We start from the raw sequence: 19,566 nt of genomic DNA, 5'->3' as shown, positions 1-19,566 counted from the left end.
GCTACATCCAACATGCGACCAATGTCTCACCGACAGAATTACTTGTCAAGACGCAGGAAGTTTTCGGACCTCCACCAGGGCGGAAGTCGATTAGCGGGGGGCCGTAACCGGGCGGCGGACCCCCGGGTTCGGCAGCACGCCCGCCGACACCATATGGTCCGAGCATGAGTGCTCACTATGATGTCGTGGTCCTCGGGGCCGGCCCCGGCGGGTACGTCGCGGCCGTCCGTGCCGCCCAGCTCGGCCTCAGCACGGCGATCGTCGAAGAACGCTACTGGGGTGGCGTCTGCCTCAACGTGGGCTGCATCCCCTCCAAGGCGCTGCTGCGCAACGCCGAGCTGGCGCACCTGTTCAACCACGAGGCCAAGACGTTCGGCATCCGGGTGGAGGGCCAGGTCACCTTCGACTACGCCGAGGCCTTCCGGCGCAGCCGCAAGGTGGCCGACGGCCGGGTCAAGGGCGTCCACTACCTGATGAAGAAGAACGGCATCACCGAGTACGACGGCCGGGGCACCTTCACCGACGCCAACACCCTGCAGGTGGCGGTGGACGGCGGCACCGAGACGGTGACGTTCGACCACTGCATCATCGCGGCCGGCGCGACCACCCGGCTGCTGCCCGGCACGTCGCTCAGCGAGCGCGTGGTGACCTACGAGGAGCAGATCCTCAGCGAGAAGCTCCCGGAGAGCATCATCATCGCCGGCGCGGGCGCCATCGGCGTCGAGTTTGCCTACGTCCTTTCCAACTACGGGGTCAAGGTCACCATCGTCGAGTACCTCGACCGGCTGGTCCCGCTGGAGGACGAGGAGGTCTCCGCCGAGCTGGCCAAGCGTTACAAGCGGCTGGGCGTCGAGGTGCACACCTCCACCCGGGTGGAGTCGATCGACGACTCCGGGGACAAGGTGACGGTGACGGTGTCCAAGGGCGGCGAGCAGCGCACCCTGGAGGCGGACAAGGTCATGCAGGCCATCGGCTTCCAGCCCCGCGTCGAGGGGTACGGGCTGGAGAACACCGGGGTGCGGCTGACCGAGCGGGGCGCCATCGACGTCGACGGGCACTGCCGCACCAGCGTGCCGCACATTTTCGCGATCGGCGACGTCACCGCCAAGCTGATGCTCGCGCACGCCGCCGAGTCGATGGGCATCGTCGCGGCCGAGACCATCGCCGACGAGGAGACGATGGAGCTCGAATACGTGATGATCCCGCGGGCCACCTACTGCCAGCCGCAGATCGCGAGCTTCGGCTACACCGAGGCCCAGGCCCGGGAGAAGGGGTTCGACGTCAAGGTGGCGAAGTTCCCGTTCACCGCGAACGGCAAGGCGCACGGCCTCGGCGACAGCGTCGGCTTCATCAAGCTGATCAGCGACGCCAAGTACGGCGAGCTGATCGGCGGGCACCTGATCGGCCCGGACGTCACCGAGCTGCTGCCCGAGCTCACCCTGGCCCAGCAGTGGGACCTGACCGTGCACGAGGTGGCGCGCAACGTGCACGCCCACCCGACGCTCGGCGAGGCGGTCAAGGAGGCCGTGCACGGCCTGGCCGGTCACATGATCAACATGTGACCGTGCCCCGGCCCGCCCGGGCCCGCCGGCGCCTCATCGGCCGCCGGCCGGTCCCGGGCCGCCCGCCGGGTCGACCGGGCGCTCGAAGAACGTCTCAAGCACCACGGTCGTCTGGGTGCCGGTCACCCCGTCCACCTCGAAGACGCGGCGCAACGCCGCCTGCAACCCCGCCGTCGTGCCCGCCCTGATCTTCAGCAGCAGGGACGCCGGGCCGGCGATGATGTGCGCCTCCTCGATCTCGGGAACGGCCGCCAGCGCCGCACCGGTCGCCGCGCCGCCCATCCAGGCGCCGGACTGCACCATGACGTACGCCAGCACCCCGCGGCCGACGGCCTCGGGGTCCACCTCCACGGTGGTGCGCCGGATCACCCCTCTCTCCCGCAGCTTGCGCACCCGCTCGTGCGCCGAGCCGGCGGACAGCCCGACCGCGCGCCCGAGCGCTGCGTAGGGCTGGCCGGCGTCGCGCTGCAGCTCGGCCAGCAGCGCCCGGTCGATGTCGTCCACCGTCACCTCCAAATCATGTCAGGCATAACCGGCTTATAGCCATACACCGTCCGGCAATGCTAGCTTTCAGCTGACTGTGATTCTAGAGGAGTGGGCGGACGTGCACGACACTGTCAAGACCTGTTTCGAGGTGCTGGACGAGCGGTTCCGGCCGTGCAACGGCGACGAGTGGATGGAGCGGCTGCACACCGGGTGCCGCTGGACCGAGGGCCCCGCCTACTTCCCGGCCGGCCGGTACCTGCTGTTCAGCGACATCCCGAACGACCGGGTGCTGCGCTGGGACGAGACCACCGGCGCCGTCGGCGTCTGGCGCGAACCCGCCGGCCACGCCAACGGGCACACCGTGGACCGGCAGGGCCGGCTGCTCAGCTGCGAGCAGGGCGAGCGGCGGGTCACCCGCACCGAGCACGACGGCTCGGTGACCGTGATCGCCGATCGCCACCGCGGCAAGCGGTTCAACAGCCCGAACGACCTCGTCGAGCACTCCGACGGATCCATTTGGTTCACCGATCCGGACTACGGGATCAGGAGCGACTACGAGGGCCATCGGGCGGAAAGCGAGATCGGCGCCTGCCACGTCTACCGCGCCGATCCGGGGACCGGCGAGGTGCGCGTCGTGGCCGGCGACTTCGAGCGGCCCAACGGGCTCGCCTTCTCCGCCGACGAGCGCCGGCTGTACGTGGTCGACACCCCGCGCAAGCACATCCGGGTCTTCGAGGTGACCGGTGCCGGCACGCTGACCGGCGGCGAGGTGTTCGGCACCTGCGACGCCGGCATGTTCGACGGCGTGCGCCTGGACGGCGACGGGCGGGTGTGGGCCGCCGCGCACGACGGCGTCCACTGCTTCGACCCGGACGGCACGCTCATCGGCAAGCTGCGGGTGCCGGAGATCGTGTCGAACCTCACCTTCGGCGGGCGGCGACGCAACAACCTGTTCATCACCGCGTCCAGCTCCGTGTACTCGATCAGAGTCACCATCAACGGCGCCCGGTATCCCCGCTGAGACCTGAACGCCAGGTCAAAGGATCTCCATCTCCCGCCGCGTCCGGGCCGGTCACGTCGCTTTCCGTGTAAGTTCGGCTACGTGAAGTAGTCAAACGGCGGCCGGTCCGCCGGCCCGCGGGCCGCGGCCGGCCGCGTTCCGGACGGCGGCCGTCCGGGGTCACGGGGGAAGAGGAGACCAAGACAGAATGCGACGCGATCTCAAGCGGACGGTGCAGGCGCTCGTGGTCGGGGTGGCCGGAGTCGCGGTGCTGGCCGGCTCGACCGCGGTGTCGGCCGCGACGAAGAGCGCCGGCCCGATCCGCAACCATTCGAGCTGGCGCTGCCTGGACGCCGACCTGAACACCATCGGCGGCAACGGCGCCAAGGTGCAGCTGTGGGACTGCAACGGCTGGAACAACCAGAAGTGGTCCTACGACGTGAAGACCCACACGCTGCGCAGCCAGTACAACGGCCGCTGCCTGGACGCCGACCTGAACACCATCGGCGGCAACGGCACCAAGGTGCAGCTGTGGGACTGCAACGGCTGGAGCAACCAGAAATGGATCTATGACGCGACCAGCCACACCGTGTACAGCATGTACAACGGCCGCTGCCTGGACGCCGACCTGAACACCATCGGGAGTAACGGCACCAAGGTGCAGCTGTGGGACTGCAACGGCTGGGCGAACCAGCAGTGGTCGGTCGGCTGACCGCGCGGCACCGCCCGGCCGGCGGCACCCGGCGGGCGGGGCGCGGGACCGTCGGGCCGGGACCGGCATGCTCGCCGGTCAGCGGGGTAGAGGGCTGCCCACCGACCCCGCACTGAGGAGGGGGCATGAAGAGGATCCTGCAGCTGGTGATGACCCGCTGGCTGGCTCGCACGCCTATCGGGATGGTCATACTCGGCATCGGCTGGTGGTTCACGCGCAGGCGGCGCGGTGCGGCGGCCGGCGACCGCGGGAAGGGGTCGCGCCGGCCGGGCCGCGAGGGCCGCGGTTCCTACGCGGGAAGCTCGTCACGCGCCCGCAGGTGACCCGCGCCGAGGCGCTCCCATTCGCCCCCGGGCGCCCGTGACCCCCGCCGTCCGGGGGTCTCGCGGTGTCCGGGGGCGGTTTCGCGCCCGGTGCCCGCCCGCCGTCACAGCCGTTCCTGGCGGGGGAACACCACCTCCCGGATCAGCAGCAGGATCGCCGCGGCCAGCGGGATGCCGAGCAGTGCCCCCACCACGCCGAGCAGCGCGCCACCGAGCAGGGCCCCGACGATCGTGGCGACCGGTGGCACCGCCACCGACGACTTGAAGATCGGTGGGGAGATGATGTAGTTCTCCACCTGCTGGTAGATGACGAAGAAGATGAGGCAGGCGATGCCGGCCTGCGGCGAGGTCAGGAACGCCACACCGGAGGCCACTCCGGCGCCGAGGAACGCCCCGATCATCGGGATCAGGTCGGTGATCGCCACGAAGATGCTCAGCGGCAGCGCGTAGGGCACCTGCATGATGCTCAGGAAGATCCAGGTCACCACGCCGGCGATCAGCGAGATGATCAGGTTTCCGGCGACGTACCCGCCGATCTGCTTGAGGATCTCGTCGCCCAGCAGGCGCACCCGGGTGCGCCGGGAGCGCGGCACCAGCCGGTAGAAGGTCTCCTTGATCGAGTTCAGCGAGCCGAGGAAGTACAGCGTCAGCACCAGGATGGTGAGGGCGCTGAACAGCGCGCTGATCACTACGCTGGCCACGCCGAGCAGGCCGCCGAACATCTGGCTCGCCAGGTTGCCGCTGGTCACGTACTGCTGGAGCTTGTCCAGCACCTGGTAGCGCTCGTCGATCGACTTGATCATCGGATGGTTCTGCAGCTGCTGGACGTAGTCGGGCAGCTGCTGGACGAAGCCGCTCGTCTGGTCGGTCAGCGGCGGGACCACCGCCAGGCCGAACCCGACGAAGAACGCGATGACCGCGAAGAACACGATGGTGATGGCCCACAGGCGGGAGATGCCGTGCCGCTGCAGCCATTCGACGCCGGGGTTCAGGCCGATCGCCAGGAACAGGGAGATGACGATCAGTACCAGCGCCGAACCGGCGCTGGCGATGGCCTGGACCCCCAGCCAGGCGGTCAGGACGCCGAGCGCCGCGGTCAGGCCGAACAGGAACGGGTTGTTGCGCAGCGGACGTCCCGGACGTCCGAACGGCTGCTCGTACTCCTTGGCGTCGACCTTGCGGGCGCCGGAGGGCAGCGCCGCGCCGTCGGCGTCATCGGCGTCGTCGTCGGAGCCGTCCGCGCCGTCCCGTGCGTCCCGGTCCGGGAGGGTAGGGCGGGGGTCGGGGATCGGGCCGCCCGGAGTGGGGGCGGCGTGCTCGGCCGCGGTGACCGGGCCGGTGCCACCGGCCGCGGTGGCCGGGCCGGTGCCACCGGCCGCGGTGGCCGGTGCGGCCATGGCCGGTGCCGGGACGGAGTCGCCGCCGGCCGCCGGAAGTGAGGGGAACACGCTGGAGAGTTCGGCGCGCTCGGTATCGCCTGTATCGGACACGGCTCTGCGACTGCCCGCCAGCCGCCGGTCTAGTCTCCTGCTTCCCCTGCTAAATAGCGAAAAATAAGCATTCCAACGGTGGGGGGATGGAAAAGAAACGTGCCTCCCGGCCGGTCACCCGGCCGGGAGGCACTCACCTCGGATCTCGCGAATGGCTACATCTTCTTCGCTCGCTCCTCGGCCGTCAGGCTCTCCTCGGTGCCGCTCACCGGCTCCACCCGGTCGCCGGACCACCGGCTGGCGTCGGCCGCCGAGTCCTTCATCGAGTCGGTCCACTGGCGGGCGTTCTTGCGATAGAGCACGACACCGACTCCGGTGGCCACCACCCCGGCCAGCAGTGCCGCCGTCGACCAGCGCCCACGGGCGCGGCGCCGGATCGTCGGCGCCGGATCGACCTTCTCCGCCGCCTGGACGAGGAGGGCGCTGACCGCGGGTGCGATGCGCTCCTCCACCGAGTGCGCCGCCCGGTCCAGCCGCGGCGCGGCCCACACCCGGGCGTCCTCGATCCGTTGGACGGCCACATCCCGAGCGGTGCCGGCCATCGGGCGGACTTGGTCTGCCGCCTGCATGGCCTGGGCCTTCACCCGATCCACTCGCGTCATGGGCATGAAAGTCTTGACGCGACGTCTTCTCATCGTCAGGGACACGATTACCTCCCCGGTCTTGGGGCCCCGGTGAGACACCTGCCCCTCCGAAAGCGGCTCAATCCTGACGAGGCATGGGAGGATGCCGGGGAGGTCAACACACCGAAGGCCTCTAAACCATTACAAATCATGCCGCCTACACGGGCATATCGGAGGGGACGTTCCATGGCCGAGAACCTCATCGCGAAACTGCGCACCAGCCTCGGGGAGATCAAGCTGCGGCTCTTCCCGGAGCACGCGCCCAACACCGTGCGCAACTTCGTGGAGCTCGCGGAGGGCACCCGGGAGTGGACGCATCCGGAGACCGGGAAGAAGAGCAACGACCGCCTGTACGACGGCACGATCTTCCACCGGGTCATCGACGGGTTCATGATCCAGGGGGGCGACCCGCTCGGCCAGGGCATCGGCGGCCCCGGGTACGACTTCGACGACGAGATCCACCCGCAGAACCGGTTCGACCGGCCGTACCTGCTGGCCATGGCCAACGCCGGGAAGCGCTTCGGGCGCGGCACCAACGGCTCGCAGTTCTTCATCACGGTGGTGCCCACGCCGCACCTGAACAACGGCCACACCATCTTCGGCGAGGTCATCGAGGGCACCGAGGTGGTGGACGCCATCGCCAAGACCCGCACCCGGCAGGAGCGTCCGGTCACCGACGTCGTCCTGCAGGAGGTCGTCATCGAGCGCGTGCCCGCCTGACGGCGGCACCCGCGGCCGGCCCGGTGCCTCCCGCCGGGCCGGCCGCGGCGCCGGTTCCGGCCCTCCCACCCCGCCTACCGACCCCGCCTTCTGAGCCTGCCTTCTGAGCCCGCCGCGCGGTCTCCGCACGCCGCCCCGGTCCTCGGCCCGTGACACCGGCGTGGCCGGACCGGTCCGGGCCGCCCGGCGGGCTGGCTATCGTGGCAGTCTGGGGACAGAGCGCACAGGCGAAGGAGCCTCGAACAGGCGATGACGACGCAGCCAGATCACCCGACTCCCGCGGACCGGCCCGCGGACCCGCCACCGCCGCCCGGCCCGGCCGGGCCCGGCGGGATCCCGACCTGCTACCGGCACCCCGACCGGGAGACCTACGTCCGCTGCCAGCGCTGCGACCGGCCGATCTGCCCCGACTGCATGCGCGCCGCCTCGGTCGGCCACCAGTGCCCGGAATGCGTGCGCGAGGGAAACCGGACCGTGCGGCAGGCCACCTCCACGTTCGGCGGCCGGCCGGTCACCACTCCGGTCATCACCTGGCTGCTGCTCGGCGTGAACGTGCTCGCCTACCTTGCCGAGATCGCGCAGCCCGAGCAGGTCATCGGCCGGTACGCCATGTCGGCCGGGCACGTCGCCGTCGGCGAATGGTGGCGCATGGTGACCGGCGCCTTCCTGCACTCGCCGCCGCCGTCGTACTGGCACATCCTCTTCAACATGTGGGCGTTGTGGGCGATCGGCACCCAGCTCGAGCGCATCCTCGGCTCGGCGCGGTTCGCCACCCTGTACCTACTGTCCGCGCTGGGCGGCTCGGTCGCGGTCTACCTGTTCGGCGACGTGGCGGTCGGCGCGTCCGGCGCGATCTACGGCCTGTTCGGCGCGATGTTCGTGGTCGGCCGCCGGCTCGGGTACGACGTGCGCGGGGTGCTCTGGCTGATCGGCATCAACGTGGTGCTGACCTTCGTCATCCCGGGCATCAGCTGGCAGGGCCACCTCGGCGGCCTGGTGGTCGGCGCCCTGGTGACCGCCCTGCTCGCCTACGCGCCCGCCCGTAACCGCACGGCCGTCCAGTTCGGCGCGGCCGCCGCGGTGCTCGTCGCCCTGCTGCTGGTGGTGCTGGTGCTGCCGCCGCTCGGCCTCACCGGCTGACCGTGCGCCGGTGCGGCGGCGTCCCCAGGCTGTGGACAAAGCCTGTGGAAAACCTCACGCCGCCGCCCGGCCGGCGTCAGCGCCAGCGAGTGGACAACACGACGCCGAAGATGATGAAGGCGAAGCCCACCGCCAGATTCCAGTTGCCCAGCGTCGAGATCAGCGGGACGTTCGGGGCGATGTAGAAGGTCGCGATCCACAGGATGCCGATGACCCACGCCACGACCATGACCGGCGCCAGCCAGCGGGGACTCACCTGGACCTGCTGCGTCTTCTGCGGCGGGGTGTAGACCGCCTTCTTGCGGGTGCGGGACTTGGGCACGGCTGCTCTCCTGGTGGGGACCCGCGGCTCTCGCGGGCTCTGGCCGCCGGCGTGACCGCAGGCGGCGTACGAAGACCGCTGTAAGCCTAGTCGGCGCGGGCGGTGCACGGCCATTCCGAAGGCGACACGCCTGCCGGATCCGCCGGACCGTCCGAGCAAAGTCCAGGTCAGGCCCGGTGTGCCCCTGGCCGCGCGGTGCCGCCGGCCGCGTACGCTGCTGCGCGGCGACCCCGCCGCACTCCCGGAACCGGATATGCCATGCTCGCACCCGTCGGCCCGCCCACCGGCCCGCCGCCCGTCGCCCGCCACCGGGCCCGCCCGGCACGATGAGGGTGCTGCTGCGCACCTGCGGCGAGCTCAGCGTCACCTGCGGGCTGGTCATGCTGCTGTTCTGCGGCTACCTGCTGTGGGGTACCGGCGGCTACACCGAGTGGTACCAGCAGCAGGTGAAGCGGCACCTGCACGACGCCGCCGGCTCCGGCCGGTCCGGAGGGCTGCGCCGCGTCCACCTCGGTGACGCGGTCGCCTTGCTGCGCATCCCCCGGCTCGGCCGCGACTACGAGTACGCCGTGCTGGAGGGGGTGACCCCGCAGGACCTGCGCCGCGGCCCCGGCCACTACCCCGGGACGGCACTGCCCGGCCGGCGCGGCAACTTCGTGGTGTCCGGCCACCGCACCACCTACGGCGCCCCGTTCAACCGGATCGACGAGCTGCGCCGCGGGGACGCCCTGGTCGTGGACACCGAGGACGCCCGGTACACCTACCGGGTCACCGGCACCGAGATCGTCTCCCCGGCGGAGGTGGACGTGATCGCCCCGGTGCCCGGCCGGCCGGACCGGCCGCCGGACCGGGCGATGATCACTTTGACCACCTGCCATCCCGAGTATTCGGCGCGGCAGCGGCTGATCGTGCACGGCGTGCTCGCCGGCACGACCCGGCGGTGAGGAGGCCCGTTGTACGGATGGATCTGGCGCCGGCTGCCCGGCGGCCCGGCCGCGCGGCTGCTAACCGCGCTGGTACTGGTCGCGCTGGCCGGCGTCGTACTCTGGTATCTCGTGTTCCCCATGCTGGAGCCGCACGTGCCCGTCGACCGGGTGACCGTGGGCACATGACCCGCCTGCTCGTGGTGGACAATCACGACAGCTTCGTCCACACGATCGTGCAGTACCTGCGCGGGCTGGGCGCCGACTGCGACGTCCGGCCGCGCGACCAGGTGCGCGTCGCCGACGCCGAAGGCTTCGCCGGCGTGGTCGTCAGCCCCGGCCCGGGCACGCCCGAGGCGGCGGGCGTCAGCGTCCCGCTGGTGGGCTTCTGCGCCGCCCGCGACATCCCGCTGCTCGGCGTCTGCCTCGGCCACCAGGTGCTCGCGGTCGCCTACGGCGGCGTGGTGGCCCGGGCCCCCGAGCTGATGCACGGGCGCACCAGCCGGATCACCCACGACGGGCGCGGCGTCTTCGCCGGGCTGCCCTCGCCGGTCACCATGACCCGCTACCACTCGCTGGCCGTGGTACCGCGCACCGTCCCCCGCGAGCTGGAGGTCACCGCGGTCGCCGAAGGAGGCGTGGTCATGGGCCTGCGGCACCGGACGGCCCGGCTGGAAGGCGTGCAGTTCCACCCCGAGTCGGTGCTCTCCGAGCACGGAACCCGGCTGCTCGGAAATTGGCTGGCCCAGAACATGTAACGCCGGGCGCCTCCAGGACGACTACCGGGTGAGGGTCTCCGCCGTCGCCCCCGAGCGGCGGAGGCCCTCTTCGCCGTCCCGGACCCCCGCGTGCCGCGCAGAGCCACGTGAGAGCCACGTCCGGGCCCCGACCCGACACCTGACACGCCGCAGGCCCCCACCCGGGCGGGAGGGGGCCTGCGGCGCCGCGTCACTGGGTGAAGTTGTCGTCCGGCGGCGGATCGCCGGTGTCGTCGGTCGGCGGGCCGTCCGTCGGCTCGTCGGTGGGCTGCTGATCGGTCGGCGGGTCCTCGGTCGGCTGCTCGGTCGGAAACTCCTGCTCCGGCGGGCCGTCCGAGACCACCAGGGTGATCGTGGTGCCGGCCGGCAGCTTGGCGCCCGCCTGCGGGCTCTGCCGGATGACGCTGCCCTTCAGCACCGTCTCGCTCGGCTCCTTGATGGTGCGGACCTTGAACCCGGCGCCCTCCAAGGTGGCCTTGGCGTCCTTGAGGCTCAGCTCGGTGACGTTGGGCACCTCGGACTGCTGCTTGGGCACGTAGATCTTGACGATGCTGTTCTCGTCGACCTTCGCCCCGGCGACCGGCTTGGTCTGGAAGACCTTGCCCTGCTCCCGGGTGGAGACGACGTTCACCACGTCGGCGGTCAGGCCGTTCTCCTGCAAGGTCCTGGTGGCCTCGGCGACCGAGCTGCCCAGCACGTCCGGCACGGTGACCTTCTTCAGGCCCTTGGAGACCGTGAGCTGGACGGTGGTCCCCTTGTCCACCTGCTCGCCCGAGCCGGGCTCAGTGCCGATCACGGTGCCCCGGTCGACGTCGGAGTTGTACTCCTCCTTCACGTCGACCTTGAGGCCCATGTCCTCCAGCTTCTTCTGCGCCGCGGCGGCGGTCTGGCCCTGCAGCAGCGGGATGGACACCTTGGCGGTGTCGGCCCCGTCGCCAGAGGAGTTCAGGAACGCGTAGCCGACGCCGATGAACGCACCGATGATCAGCAGCGGGATGAGGATCCACGCCGCCGTCTTCAGCGCGTTGTTCCCCGACCGGGCCGCCCGGCGGCCCTCGTACCGGCCGGCCGCCTGGGTCGGGGCGTACTCGTAGGCGGGCACCGCGCTGGTGCGCTGGGTGTTCGGCCCCGGAGTGTTCAGCGTGCGGGTCTGCTGGCCGGAGTAGCCGCCGGTCATCGCCATCGTCTGCGCGGCGTCGACCGGCATGCCGGACATGGCGCGCTGGATGTCCGCGCGCATCTCGGCGGCGCTCTGGTAGCGGTGCGCCGGGTCCTTGGCCATGGCCTTCAGCACGATGGCGTCGGCCCACCGGGGGATCTCCGGGTCGATCTGCGACGGCGGGATCGGGTCCTCGCGGACGTGCTGGTAGGCGATGGCCACCGGGGAGTCACCGGTGAACGGCGGCTGCCCGGTGAGCAGCTCGTACAGCACGCAGCCGGTGGAGTAGATGTCGCTGCGGGCGTCCACCCGCTCGCCGCGCGCCTGCTCCGGCGAAAGGTACTGCGCGGTGCCGATCACCTGGGCGGTCTGCGTCATCGTCGCGGCCGAGTCGGCCATGGCGCGGGCGATGCCGAAGTCCATCACCTTGACGTCGCCGGCCAGGGTGATCATGACGTTGGCCGGCTTGATGTCCCGGTGCACGATGCCGCCGCGGTGGCTGTAGTCCAGGGCCCGCAGGATGCCGTCCACCAACTCCGCGGCCCGCTCGGGCATCAGCCGCCGGTCGGCCCGCAGCAGGTCGCGCAGCGTGCGGCCGTCGACGAACTCCATCACGATGTACGGGACCGGGGTGCCCTCCGAGGTGTCCTCGCCGGTGTCGTACACCGCGACGATGGAGGGGTGGTTCAGCGACGCGGCGGACTGCGCCTCGCGGCGGAAGCGGGCCTGGAAGATGTGATCCCTGGCCAGATCGGCACGCAGTGTCTTGATCGCCACAACGCGGTCCAGCCGGATGTCCCGGGCACGATACACCTCGGCCATGCCGCCGCGCCCGACGACTCCGTCGAGCTCATAGCGACCGCCGAGTAGCCGAGGCTGAGTCATTTCCTGCACTGTCCCTTGCCGTTCATCTTGGGTGCGGGCCCGCGGTGCGGCTGCCGGTTTCCATCATCGACCCCCCGCCACATTACGTCTTCCCATTCGGGGTGATTGTGGTACTTGCGGAGGTGCTGGGGCTCAGCGTCGTGCTTGGCGTGGGTTCCACGGTGGGCTCGGGCGTCGGGGTCGGGGTGGGCTTCGGGGTGGGCGTCGGCACGGCCGGCCGGGACGGCGTGGCCGTTCTGCTTACCGTAGCCGACCGGGACACCGAGGGCCGGGCGGACTTCACCGGCCGGGGCGCGCGTGAGGTCGTCGCGACCCGGGACGGCGAGGGCGTGCGCACCGCGCCACCGGTCGCCGGCCCGCTCGACGGCGGCGGGCCGGCCTCCGGCCCGTCACCGGGGCCGCCGCCCGCCGCCAGGACGCCGATGCCGACGACCGCGGCACAACCCGCCACCGCGAAGATGCTGATGGCGGACCGGCGGCGCCCCTGCCGGCGCGCGCCGGGCAGGGCCGGGTGCCGCGCGCCGGCCGGCCCCGCCGCGGTGGTCGCCGGGCGGGCCGACGCGGTGCCGGCGGACCCCGCCGCCGGGGTGTCGTACAACCCGTCGAACGGATCCCGCCGGGCCTCCAGCGCTTCGCGCACAGCGAAACCGGCCGGGTCGGTGAGCATGCTCAGCGGCGGCGCGGCCGGGGTGGCCGGCGAGCCGCGCAGCGCCACCGCCCGGTCGGCCAGCTCGCGGGCGGAGGCGGGCCGGTGCTCGGGCGCCTTGGCCAGCATCGCGCCGACCAGCTCGCGGACCGGCGCCGGGACGGTGGCCGGCAGCGGCGGCACCTGCTCGTTCAGGTGCAGCAGCGCGATCGCCACCTGGTTCCCCCCGGTGAAGGGAGGACGCCCCGCCAGGCACTCGTAGGCCACCACGCCGAGCGAATAGATGTCGGTGGCCGGGCCCAGCGTGCTGCCCGAGGCTTGCTCGGGGCTGACGTAGTGGGCGGTGCCGAGCACGGTGCCCGTCATGGTCATCCGGGCGCCCTCCAGCACCCGGGCGATGCCGAAGTCGGTGATCTTGACGCTGCCGGTCTCGGTCACCAGGATGTTGCCGGGCTTGATGTCCCGGTGGATGATGCCCGCCCGGTGCGCCGCGTGCAGCGCGCGGGCCGTCTGGGCGACCACGTCCAGGGTGACCTCGGCGCTGAGCGTGTCGTTGCGGGCGAGGATGCCCGACAGCGGCTCGCCCGGCACCAGCTCCATCACCAGGTAGGCGACGCCCTCCTGCTCGCCGTAGTCGTAGACCTGGGCGATGCCGGGGTCGGACAGACCGGCGGTGATCCGGGCCTCGTTGCGGAACCGCTCGCGGAACTCGGGGTCGGCGGCGACGTGCTGGCGCAGCAGCTTCACCGCCACGTCCCGGCGCAGCAGGTCGTCGGCGGCCCGCCACACCTCTCCCATGCCGCCGGTCGCGATGCGGCCGGTCAGCCGGTAGCGGTCGTCGAGCACCCGGCCCTTGAAGGTCACTTGGCGAGCACCGCCTGCATCACGTCGTGCGCGATCGGTGCCGCCACCGCGCCGCCGGTGGCGTCGGTGCCGGCGCTGCCGGACTCGACGAACACCGCGACGGCCACCTTGGGGGCGTCGGCGGGGGCGAAGGCGATGAACCAGGCGTGCGACGCGGCGCCCTTGGCGGTCTCCGCGGTGCCGGTCTTACCCGCCACCTGCATGCCGGGCAGCTGGGCCGCCTTGCCGGTGCCGTTCTGCACCACGTTGATCATCATGTTGCGCAGCTCGCCGGCGACCTCCGGGCTGACCGCCTCGTCCAGCTCCTTCGGCCGGGCGGTGGAGATCTCGTCGTTCTCCGGCCCGACGATCTTGTTGATCAGGTAGGGCCGCATGACCTTGCCCTGGTTGGCCACCCCGGCGGCCACCATGGCCATCTGCAGCGGGGTGATCTGGTTGTCGCGCTGGCCGATCGCGGTCATCGCCAGCGCCGCCTTGCCCTCGTCCTTGCCGATGTTGCTCGGCACGACCTTCAGCGGGATGCTCAGCTCCTGGCCCATGCCGAACTTCGTCGCCTGCTCCGCCAGCCGGTCGTAGCCCATGTCCAGCGCCATGTTCGCGAACGCGGTGTTGCAGGAGATGGTCAGCGCGTCCAGCAGGGTGGCCCGGCCGCCGCAGGACTCGCCGTGGTAGTTCGGCAGGCTGATGTTGGTGCCGGGCAGCGGCAGCGAGTCCGGGGCGTCCACCGAGGTGTTCTCGTCCCGGGAGTCGTCATCGCTCAGGTAGGCGGCCGAGGTGACCACCTTGAACGTCGAGCCGGGGGCGTAGGTCTCGTCGATCGCCCGGTTGCGCAGCGGGTGGTTGTCGTTGGCGTCCAGCTTGTTGTAGGCCCGGGCCGCCTTGGCCTTGTCCGGCGCGGCCATGGTGTTGGGGTCGTAGCTCGGCGCCGACGCCATGGCGAGGATGGCGCCGGTCTCCGGCTCCAGCGCCACCACCGCGCCGCGCTTGCCGCTGCGCCGCAGGTCGTCGTAGGCGACCTTCTGCGCCTTCGGCACCAGGGTCAGGTCGATCGCCGCGCCCCGGGTCGGCTTGTTGGTGACCAGGTCGACCGTGCGGCGGACGAACAGGTCCGGGTGCGTGCCCGCCAGGTACTGGTCGGCGGCGTTCTCGATGCCCCGGGTGCTCTCCGGCGCGAAGAAGCCCACCACCGGCGCGTACACCGGTCCGTCGAAGTACTTCCGGGCGAAGCGGAACTTGCTGTCCTTGGTGTCCACCGACTTGGCCAGGGTCTCGCCACCGGCGGTGATCATGCCGCGCTCGTTCTGATAGCGCGCGAAGAAGCTGCGGTTGTTGCGGCTGTCCTCCCGCAGCCCCTCGGCCTTCACCGCCTGCAGGTAGTTGATGTTGAGCATCAGCAGGCCGAACATCAGCAGGCAGGCCACCGAGGCGCGCTTGATGGTGCTGTTCATCGCTGGAACACCTGGGTCAGTCCCTCGTCCTGGATCGCTTGCGGTGGCGGGCGGCGGGCGGCGTCCGACATGCGGACCAGCAGGGCGATCAGCATCCAGTTGGACAGCAGCGCCGAGCCGCCCTGAGACATGAACGGCGTGACCAGGCCGGTCAGCGGGATGAGGTTGGTCACCCCGCCCACGATGATGAACACCTGCCAGGCCAGGATGAACGACAGCCCGCCGGCCAGCAGCTTGCTGAACGGGTCGCGAGCCGCCACCGCCGTGCGCAAGCCGCGCTCCACGATCAGCGCGTAGACCATCAGCAGGGCCATCAGGCCGGTCAGCCCGAGCTCCTCGCCGGTCGCGGCGAAGATGAAGTCGGAGAACGACAGCGGGATCAGATCGGGGTGGCCCTGGCCGAGCCCGGTGCCGAGGATGCCGCCCGAGCCCATGCCGAACAGCCCTTGCAGGAGCTGGTAGCTGCCGCCGTACGTCCGGTTGTAGAGCTCGTTGTTCTCCGGGTGCAGCCAGACGTCGAAGCGGGCCTCCACGTGGCTGAACAGCTGCCCGGCCAGGAACGCGCCGCCGACGAACAGCAGGATGCCGATGAGCACCCAGGAGGTGCGCTGCGTCGCGATGTAGATCATCGCGATGAAGGCGCCGAACAGCAGCAGCGAGGTGCCGAGGTCCTTCTCCAGCACCAGCACGCCGACGCTGACCGCCCAGGTGATGAGCACCGGGCCCAGGTCGCGGGCGCGCGGCAGGTCGATGAGCAGCAGCCGGCGGCCGGCCAGCGCCAGCACGTCCCGCTTGGCGACCAGGTAGCCGGCGAAGAAGACCACCAGGGCCAGCTTGGCGAACTCGCCCGGCTGGATGGAGAAGCCGCCGACGCCGACCCAGATGCGGGCGCCGTTGATCTCCTTGCCGAGGAACGGCACCAGCGGCAGGATCAGCAGGCCCAGGCCGACGAAACCGGCCGTGTAGGTCATCCGCTGCAGCGCGCGGTGGTCACGCAGCAGAATCAGGGTGGCCGAGAACACCACGACGCCGACCGCGGTCCAGAACAGCTGGTTGCTCGCCGAGGCGCCCTTCATCTCCGCCTGCTCCAGGCGGTAGATCATCACCAGCCCGATGCCGTTGACCAGGGTGACCAGCGGCAGCAGCAGCGGATCCGCCCACGGGGCGAACCTGGCCAGCACCAGATAGGCCGCGAGCATCAGCCCGCCGAGGCCGAGGCCGTAGCCCAGCATGCCCGCCGGCACCTGGTCGTTGATGCCCAGGCCGACACCGGCGTAGGCGGCCATGACGATGGCGACGGCGAAGGCGAGCATGGCGAGCTGCGCCCCGCGCCGCTTGGCGGTCATGGGAACGGCTTCGGCGACGTCTGCGGTGGTCACTTAGGAGGACTCCGAGGAACTGGGAGAGGACGTCGGCTGGGCGGTCTTCTGGTCGCCGCCGGACTTGGCCTTCAGGTCGTTGATCTTCGTCTGGCCCGCCTTGAGGTCGGCGACCGGGATGCCCTGCCGTACCTGGCCGCGCTCCGGCTCGGGAATCGACGAGACCGAAAGGCCGGTACTCTGCGCGACAGAATTCAGTTGGATCGGTCCGATGGTCGTGTCGACCCCCCGGAACAACACTAGCTCGTCACCGTTGGCGCCGACGTAGTACTGATCCTGGGTCCACCGGTAGCCGAAATAACCCCCACCTCCCACGATGACCACCAGCAGCCCGAGGACGACCACGGCGACCGGCCACACGCGGCGCCGCCTGACACGCCGCGGGGCGGCCCCGGCGCTCGCCGCCGGGCCGCCCGCGGGCTCCTCGTCCAGATCGTCGACGATCACCGGTTGGGGTGCGGTGATCGTCGACGCCCGTCCCGCCGGGGTGTCGGGAGGTTGGGAACGTAGCCGGCTGGATCCGGCGGCGCCCACGACGGCGGCGTCGCCCGCCACCACCTGGCCCTCCTCGATCTCCACCACGTCGGCGACGATGCAGGTGATGTTGTCGGGGCCGCCGCCCCGGTTGGCGAGGTCGATGAGCTGGCGGACCACCGACTCCGGCTCGTCGACCGTGGTCAGGGTGTGGTGGAGGGTCTCGGCGCTCACCACGCTGGACAGGCCGTCGGAGCACAGCAGGTAGCGGTCGTTGATCTGCGCCTCGCGCAGCGACAGATCGGGATCGACCTCCCCGCTGCCGTCCAGGGCGCGCAGCAGGATCGACCGCTGGGGATGGCTGGCCGCCTCCTCCTGGGTGATCCGGCCGTCGTCCACCAGCGACTGCACCAGCGTGTGATCGTGGGTGATCTGGTACAGCTCGCCGTTGCGGAGCAGGTAGGCGCGGGAATCGCCGACGTGCACCAGGGCGACGCGGGTGCCCGACCACAACATGGCGGTGAGGGTGGTGCCCATGCCCTTGAGACTGGGGTCGCGGCCGACCATCTCGTGCAGGCGCCGATTGGCGTCGCGCACCGCGGTCTCGATGGCGCTGAGCAGGTCACCCCCGGCGGCGTCCCGGTCGAGGGACGACATGGCGGTGATGGCGACCGAGCTGGCCACCTCACCGTGTGCGTGCCCGCCCATGCCGTCTGCGACGGCGAGCAGGCGCGGGCTCGCGTACGCCGAGTCCTCGTTCCCTTCGCGGAGGAGGCCGACGTCCGAGCGGGCGGCGTAGCGGAGTGCGATTGTCATTTGCGCAATTCGATGACGGTTTTGCCGATGCGGATCGGAGCGCCGAGATGCACCGGGGTCGGACGGGTCACTTTTGAGCGGTCGAGGTAGGTGCCGTTCGTGGAACCGAGATCTTCCACGAACCACTGACCGTCCTGGGGGAACAGCCGGGCGTGCCGGCTCGAAGCGTAATCGTCGCTGAGTACCAGCGTGGCGTCATTCGCCCGACCGATAGTGATTGGCGTCTCCGTGAGGTTGATGATGGTTCCTTGCAGGGGACCACCGGTAACGACCAGTTGTCGCGGTTCCCCCTTCTTCGGCTTGGCGGGTTGGCGTGCGGGTTTCTGGGGCTTGCGCACGGTGGCCGGCGCGGTCGCCCGTGATCCGAACAAGTCTGTCCGGATCACACCCACCGCGGCAATCACAAAGAACCACAGCACCGCGAGGAACGCGAGCCGGATCAGCAGCAGAGTGAGCTCGGACATAGGACCGACTGTCTACCCTCAATCGCGCCGGAACACCAGGGTCGTGCGCCCGAGTGTGACCCGGGTGCCGTCCTGGAGCTCGATCCGGCGAACCGGCTGGCCGTTGACGAATGTGCCGTTGGTCGAGCCGAGGTCGACGAGCGCCACCAACGGACCCTCGACCCGCAGCTCGGCGTGGTGCCGTGAAACGCCCGGATCCACCAGCCGCAGATCGCAGTCGGTGCCCCGACCGAGGAGCGTCACCGGCGTGGTCAGCTCGTAGGACCGCTGGCCCTGCGGGTCGTCCTGGGTGGACACCAGCAGGCGCGGCCGGCCGCCGAACGCGCTCGACCTGCTCGGGGGCAGGTCGCTGGCCGGCTGCCGGATCTCGTCCTGCTCGACCGTCGCGCCGCGGATGACCCCGGAACGGATCCGGAACAGGCCGACGGCCAGGTCGTCCGCGGTCTCGAAGCGCACCCGGACAGGTCCCACGAAGGAGTAGCCCTGCTCCTTGGCGTACTCCCTGGCGAGGTTGGCGAGCTCGTGGCCGATGCTGTCGGCGTACACCTCCAGCCGCTCGCTGTCGGTCGTGGACAGCTCCACCACGAAATCGTTCGGCACAAGAGTGCGACCCTGCGCGACGATCGCGGCACGCTCGTCCATCTCGCGCTGCACCGCGCTGGCGACCTCGACCGGCTGAAGGTCAGACTTGAACGCCCGCGCAAAGGCCCCCTCGACCAAGCCCTCGAGCCTGCGCTCGAAGCGCTGAAGGACTCCCACCGGGTACCTCCCTTCCTCCATCGTCTTAGAGGATCGTATCCGGGTTCGGTGGCATGCACGGATCCGTGCTAGCCTTTCCACGCACTCAACGAAGGGCGAGTGGCGGAACGGCAGACGCGCACGGTTCAGGTCCGTGTGTCCGCAAGGACGTGAGGGTTCAAATCCCTCCTCGCCCACACTGATCCAACAGCGCGCTCGGCGCGCTAGGTTCGGCCGCTTTCACGCCGGTGTCGTTCGTTCGGCACGCGCGGGCCGCCGTTCCTCAGACTAACCCCCCTTTTCACCACATCGGCCCGTTTGTGCCTGCCTTGTGCGCTCCGCGCGCGGGTTCGGGAGGGGCTGCGGGTGAGCGGCTTGCTGATTTTGGTGGGCTGGGCGGTGGGGTTACGGCTCGGGCGCGTGGTGTTTTTTGGCGCGAACCGGCCAGGGAGGGGCCCGCGCCGGGTGAGCGGCTTACTGATTTCGGGTGGGCTGGGCGGTGGGGTTACGGCTCGGGCTCACAGTGTTTTGGCGCGAACCGGCCTGGGAAGGGCCCGCGCCGGGTGAGCGGCTTGCTGGTTGCGGGTGTGTTGGGCGGTGGGGTTCCGGCCTAGGCGCGCAGTGTTTTTGGCGC

20 protein-coding genes and 1 tRNA gene are annotated in these 19,566 nt (G+C 70.7%); 10 read left to right on the top strand and 11 right to left on the bottom strand.

Annotated features, from left to right (window positions below; genetic code table 11):
- The first annotated feature begins 164 nt into the window (after positions 1-164).
- The gene (gene lpdA, locus Sru01_RS13390; RefSeq protein WP_203984674.1) at positions 165-1,562 is read left to right on the top strand and encodes a dihydrolipoyl dehydrogenase; all 1,398 of its coding nucleotides are present in this window, start codon (positions 165-167) and stop codon (positions 1,560-1,562) included.
- A 33-nt stretch (positions 1,563-1,595) separates the two neighbouring features.
- On the opposite strand, the gene Sru01_RS13385 is transcribed toward lpdA, so the two are convergent.
- Complete coding sequence (locus Sru01_RS13385) at positions 1,596-2,072, bottom strand: Lrp/AsnC family transcriptional regulator (RefSeq protein ID WP_239137386.1); 477 nt, start codon at positions 2,070-2,072, stop codon at positions 1,596-1,598.
- A 94-nt stretch (positions 2,073-2,166) separates the two neighbouring features.
- Here Sru01_RS13385 and Sru01_RS13380 point away from each other — a divergent pair, with 94 nt between their 5' ends.
- The 3 genes from Sru01_RS13380 (at position 2,167) to Sru01_RS36580 (ending at position 4,083) form a co-directional block, all read left to right on the top strand.
- On the top strand, positions 2,167-3,069 hold the full coding sequence (locus Sru01_RS13380) for an SMP-30/gluconolactonase/LRE family protein (protein ID WP_239137385.1): 903 nt from the start codon (positions 2,167-2,169) through the stop codon (positions 3,067-3,069).
- Between the two features lie 187 nt (positions 3,070-3,256).
- Positions 3,257-3,760 (top strand): RICIN domain-containing protein, encoded by a 504-nt coding sequence (locus tag Sru01_RS13375; protein WP_203984673.1) that lies wholly within the window; start codon positions 3,257-3,259, stop codon positions 3,758-3,760.
- A gap of 125 nt (positions 3,761-3,885) precedes the next feature.
- Positions 3,886-4,083, top strand: a complete 198-nt coding sequence (locus Sru01_RS36580; protein ID WP_373869518.1) for a DUF6203 family protein — start codon at positions 3,886-3,888, stop codon at positions 4,081-4,083.
- Between the two features lie 104 nt (positions 4,084-4,187).
- Here Sru01_RS36580 and Sru01_RS13370 read toward each other — a convergent pair whose 3' ends face one another.
- Positions 4,188-5,531 carry an AI-2E family transporter gene (locus tag Sru01_RS13370; RefSeq protein ID WP_239137384.1) on the bottom strand — a complete coding sequence of 448 codons (1,344 nt, stop codon included), beginning with the start codon at positions 5,529-5,531 and terminating at the stop codon, positions 4,188-4,190.
- 197 nt (positions 5,532-5,728) lie between these two features.
- A complete protein-coding gene (locus Sru01_RS13365; RefSeq protein WP_203984672.1) occupies positions 5,729-6,175 on the bottom strand; it encodes a hypothetical protein in 447 nt (148 codons plus the stop codon).
- Between the two features lie 207 nt (positions 6,176-6,382).
- On the opposite strand from Sru01_RS13365, the gene Sru01_RS13360 reads away from it, so the two are divergent.
- Positions 6,383-6,916 (top strand): peptidylprolyl isomerase, encoded by a 534-nt coding sequence (locus Sru01_RS13360; RefSeq protein ID WP_203984671.1) that lies wholly within the window; start codon positions 6,383-6,385, stop codon positions 6,914-6,916.
- A 249-nt stretch (positions 6,917-7,165) separates the two neighbouring features.
- Positions 7,166-8,056, top strand: coding sequence for a rhomboid family intramembrane serine protease (locus Sru01_RS13355; RefSeq protein WP_203984670.1), 891 nt, complete (start codon positions 7,166-7,168; stop codon positions 8,054-8,056).
- 76 nt (positions 8,057-8,132) lie between these two features.
- On the opposite strand, the gene Sru01_RS13350 is transcribed toward Sru01_RS13355, so the two are convergent.
- Complete coding sequence (locus tag Sru01_RS13350) at positions 8,133-8,378, bottom strand: cell division protein CrgA (protein ID WP_203984669.1); 246 nt, start codon at positions 8,376-8,378, stop codon at positions 8,133-8,135.
- A gap of 326 nt (positions 8,379-8,704) precedes the next feature.
- On the opposite strand from Sru01_RS13350, the gene Sru01_RS13345 reads away from it, so the two are divergent.
- From Sru01_RS13345 to Sru01_RS13335, 3 genes are read left to right on the top strand one after another with little or no spacing between them, the layout of a single operon-like run.
- Positions 8,705-9,322 carry a class E sortase gene (locus Sru01_RS13345; RefSeq protein WP_203984667.1) on the top strand — a complete coding sequence of 206 codons (618 nt, stop codon included), beginning with the start codon at positions 8,705-8,707 and terminating at the stop codon, positions 9,320-9,322.
- A gap of 9 nt (positions 9,323-9,331) precedes the next feature.
- On the top strand, positions 9,332-9,490 hold the full coding sequence (locus Sru01_RS13340; protein ID WP_203984665.1) for a hypothetical protein: 159 nt from the start codon (positions 9,332-9,334) through the stop codon (positions 9,488-9,490).
- Positions 9,487-10,059, top strand: coding sequence for an anthranilate synthase component II (locus Sru01_RS13335; RefSeq protein ID WP_203984663.1), 573 nt, complete (start codon positions 9,487-9,489; stop codon positions 10,057-10,059). The genes Sru01_RS13340 and Sru01_RS13335 overlap by 4 nt, the downstream gene beginning before the upstream one ends.
- Positions 10,060-10,249: 190 nt before the next feature.
- On the opposite strand, the gene pknB is transcribed toward Sru01_RS13335, so the two are convergent.
- The 7 genes from pknB to Sru01_RS13300 all read right to left on the bottom strand — a co-directional run bounded on the left by pknB (position 10,250) and on the right by Sru01_RS13300 (position 18,953).
- The gene (gene pknB / locus Sru01_RS13330) at positions 10,250-12,103 is read right to left on the bottom strand and encodes a Stk1 family PASTA domain-containing Ser/Thr kinase (RefSeq protein WP_203984661.1); all 1,854 of its coding nucleotides are present in this window, start codon (positions 12,101-12,103) and stop codon (positions 10,250-10,252) included.
- 82 nt (positions 12,104-12,185) lie between these two features.
- On the bottom strand, positions 12,186-13,613 hold the full coding sequence (locus Sru01_RS13325) for a serine/threonine-protein kinase (protein WP_239137383.1): 1,428 nt from the start codon (positions 13,611-13,613) through the stop codon (positions 12,186-12,188).
- Positions 13,610-15,061, bottom strand: a complete 1,452-nt coding sequence (locus Sru01_RS13320; protein WP_203984659.1) for a peptidoglycan D,D-transpeptidase FtsI family protein — start codon at positions 15,059-15,061, stop codon at positions 13,610-13,612. The genes Sru01_RS13325 and Sru01_RS13320 overlap by 4 nt, the downstream gene beginning before the upstream one ends.
- On the bottom strand, positions 15,058-16,407 hold the full coding sequence (locus Sru01_RS13315; protein WP_203984675.1) for an FtsW/RodA/SpoVE family cell cycle protein: 1,350 nt from the start codon (positions 16,405-16,407) through the stop codon (positions 15,058-15,060). Before Sru01_RS13315 ends, Sru01_RS13320 begins: the two co-directional genes overlap by 4 nt.
- Positions 16,408-16,440: 33 nt before the next feature.
- Positions 16,441-17,730 (bottom strand): Stp1/IreP family PP2C-type Ser/Thr phosphatase, encoded by a 1,290-nt coding sequence (locus tag Sru01_RS13310; RefSeq protein WP_203984657.1) that lies wholly within the window; start codon positions 17,728-17,730, stop codon positions 16,441-16,443.
- Positions 17,727-18,194, bottom strand: coding sequence for an FHA domain-containing protein FhaB/FipA (locus Sru01_RS13305; protein WP_203984655.1), 468 nt, complete (start codon positions 18,192-18,194; stop codon positions 17,727-17,729). The genes Sru01_RS13310 and Sru01_RS13305 overlap by 4 nt, the downstream gene beginning before the upstream one ends.
- Positions 18,195-18,212: 18 nt before the next feature.
- A complete protein-coding gene (locus tag Sru01_RS13300; protein WP_203984653.1) occupies positions 18,213-18,953 on the bottom strand; it encodes an FHA domain-containing protein in 741 nt (246 codons plus the stop codon).
- Between the two features lie 93 nt (positions 18,954-19,046).
- On the opposite strand from Sru01_RS13300, the gene Sru01_RS13295 reads away from it, so the two are divergent.
- Positions 19,047-19,129, top strand: a tRNA-Leu gene (locus Sru01_RS13295).
- The last annotated feature ends 437 nt before the right edge of the window (positions 19,130-19,566 follow it).

It is taken from the genome of Sphaerisporangium rufum (genome assembly GCF_016863395.1).
In the GTDB taxonomy this organism is placed as follows: domain Bacteria; phylum Actinomycetota; class Actinomycetes; order Streptosporangiales; family Streptosporangiaceae; genus Sphaerisporangium; species Sphaerisporangium rufum.
This window is presented reverse-complemented; position numbering and strand designations above follow the sequence as displayed.

What these genes read in the sequence shown, in the direction of transcription:
- lpdA (WP_203984674.1), top strand. Translation starts at nt 165, where the DNA reads ATGAGTGCTCACTATGATGTCGTGGTCCTCGGGGCCGGCCCCGGCGGG.
- Sru01_RS13375 (WP_203984673.1), top strand. Translation starts at nt 3,257, where the DNA reads ATGCGACGCGATCTCAAGCGGACGGTGCAGGCGCTCGTGGTCGGGGTG.
- Sru01_RS36580 (WP_373869518.1), top strand. Translation starts at nt 3,886, where the DNA reads ATGAAGAGGATCCTGCAGCTGGTGATGACCCGCTGGCTGGCTCGCACG.
- Sru01_RS13365 (WP_203984672.1), bottom strand. Translation starts at nt 6,175, where the DNA reads ATGACGCGAGTGGATCGGGTGAAGGCCCAGGCCATGCAGGCGGCAGAC.
- Sru01_RS13360 (WP_203984671.1), top strand. Translation starts at nt 6,383, where the DNA reads ATGGCCGAGAACCTCATCGCGAAACTGCGCACCAGCCTCGGGGAGATC.
- Sru01_RS13355 (WP_203984670.1), top strand. Translation starts at nt 7,166, where the DNA reads ATGACGACGCAGCCAGATCACCCGACTCCCGCGGACCGGCCCGCGGAC.
- Sru01_RS13345 (WP_203984667.1), top strand. Translation starts at nt 8,705, where the DNA reads ATGAGGGTGCTGCTGCGCACCTGCGGCGAGCTCAGCGTCACCTGCGGG.
- Sru01_RS13335 (WP_203984663.1), top strand. Translation starts at nt 9,487, where the DNA reads ATGACCCGCCTGCTCGTGGTGGACAATCACGACAGCTTCGTCCACACG.
- pknB (WP_203984661.1), bottom strand. Translation starts at nt 12,103, where the DNA reads ATGACTCAGCCTCGGCTACTCGGCGGTCGCTATGAGCTCGACGGAGTC.
- Sru01_RS13320 (WP_203984659.1), bottom strand. Translation starts at nt 15,061, where the DNA reads ATGAACAGCACCATCAAGCGCGCCTCGGTGGCCTGCCTGCTGATGTTC.
- Sru01_RS13315 (WP_203984675.1), bottom strand. Translation starts at nt 16,407, where the DNA reads ATGACCGCCAAGCGGCGCGGGGCGCAGCTCGCCATGCTCGCCTTCGCC.
- Sru01_RS13310 (WP_203984657.1), bottom strand. Translation starts at nt 17,730, where the DNA reads ATGACAATCGCACTCCGCTACGCCGCCCGCTCGGACGTCGGCCTCCTC.
- Sru01_RS13305 (WP_203984655.1), bottom strand. Translation starts at nt 18,194, where the DNA reads ATGTCCGAGCTCACTCTGCTGCTGATCCGGCTCGCGTTCCTCGCGGTG.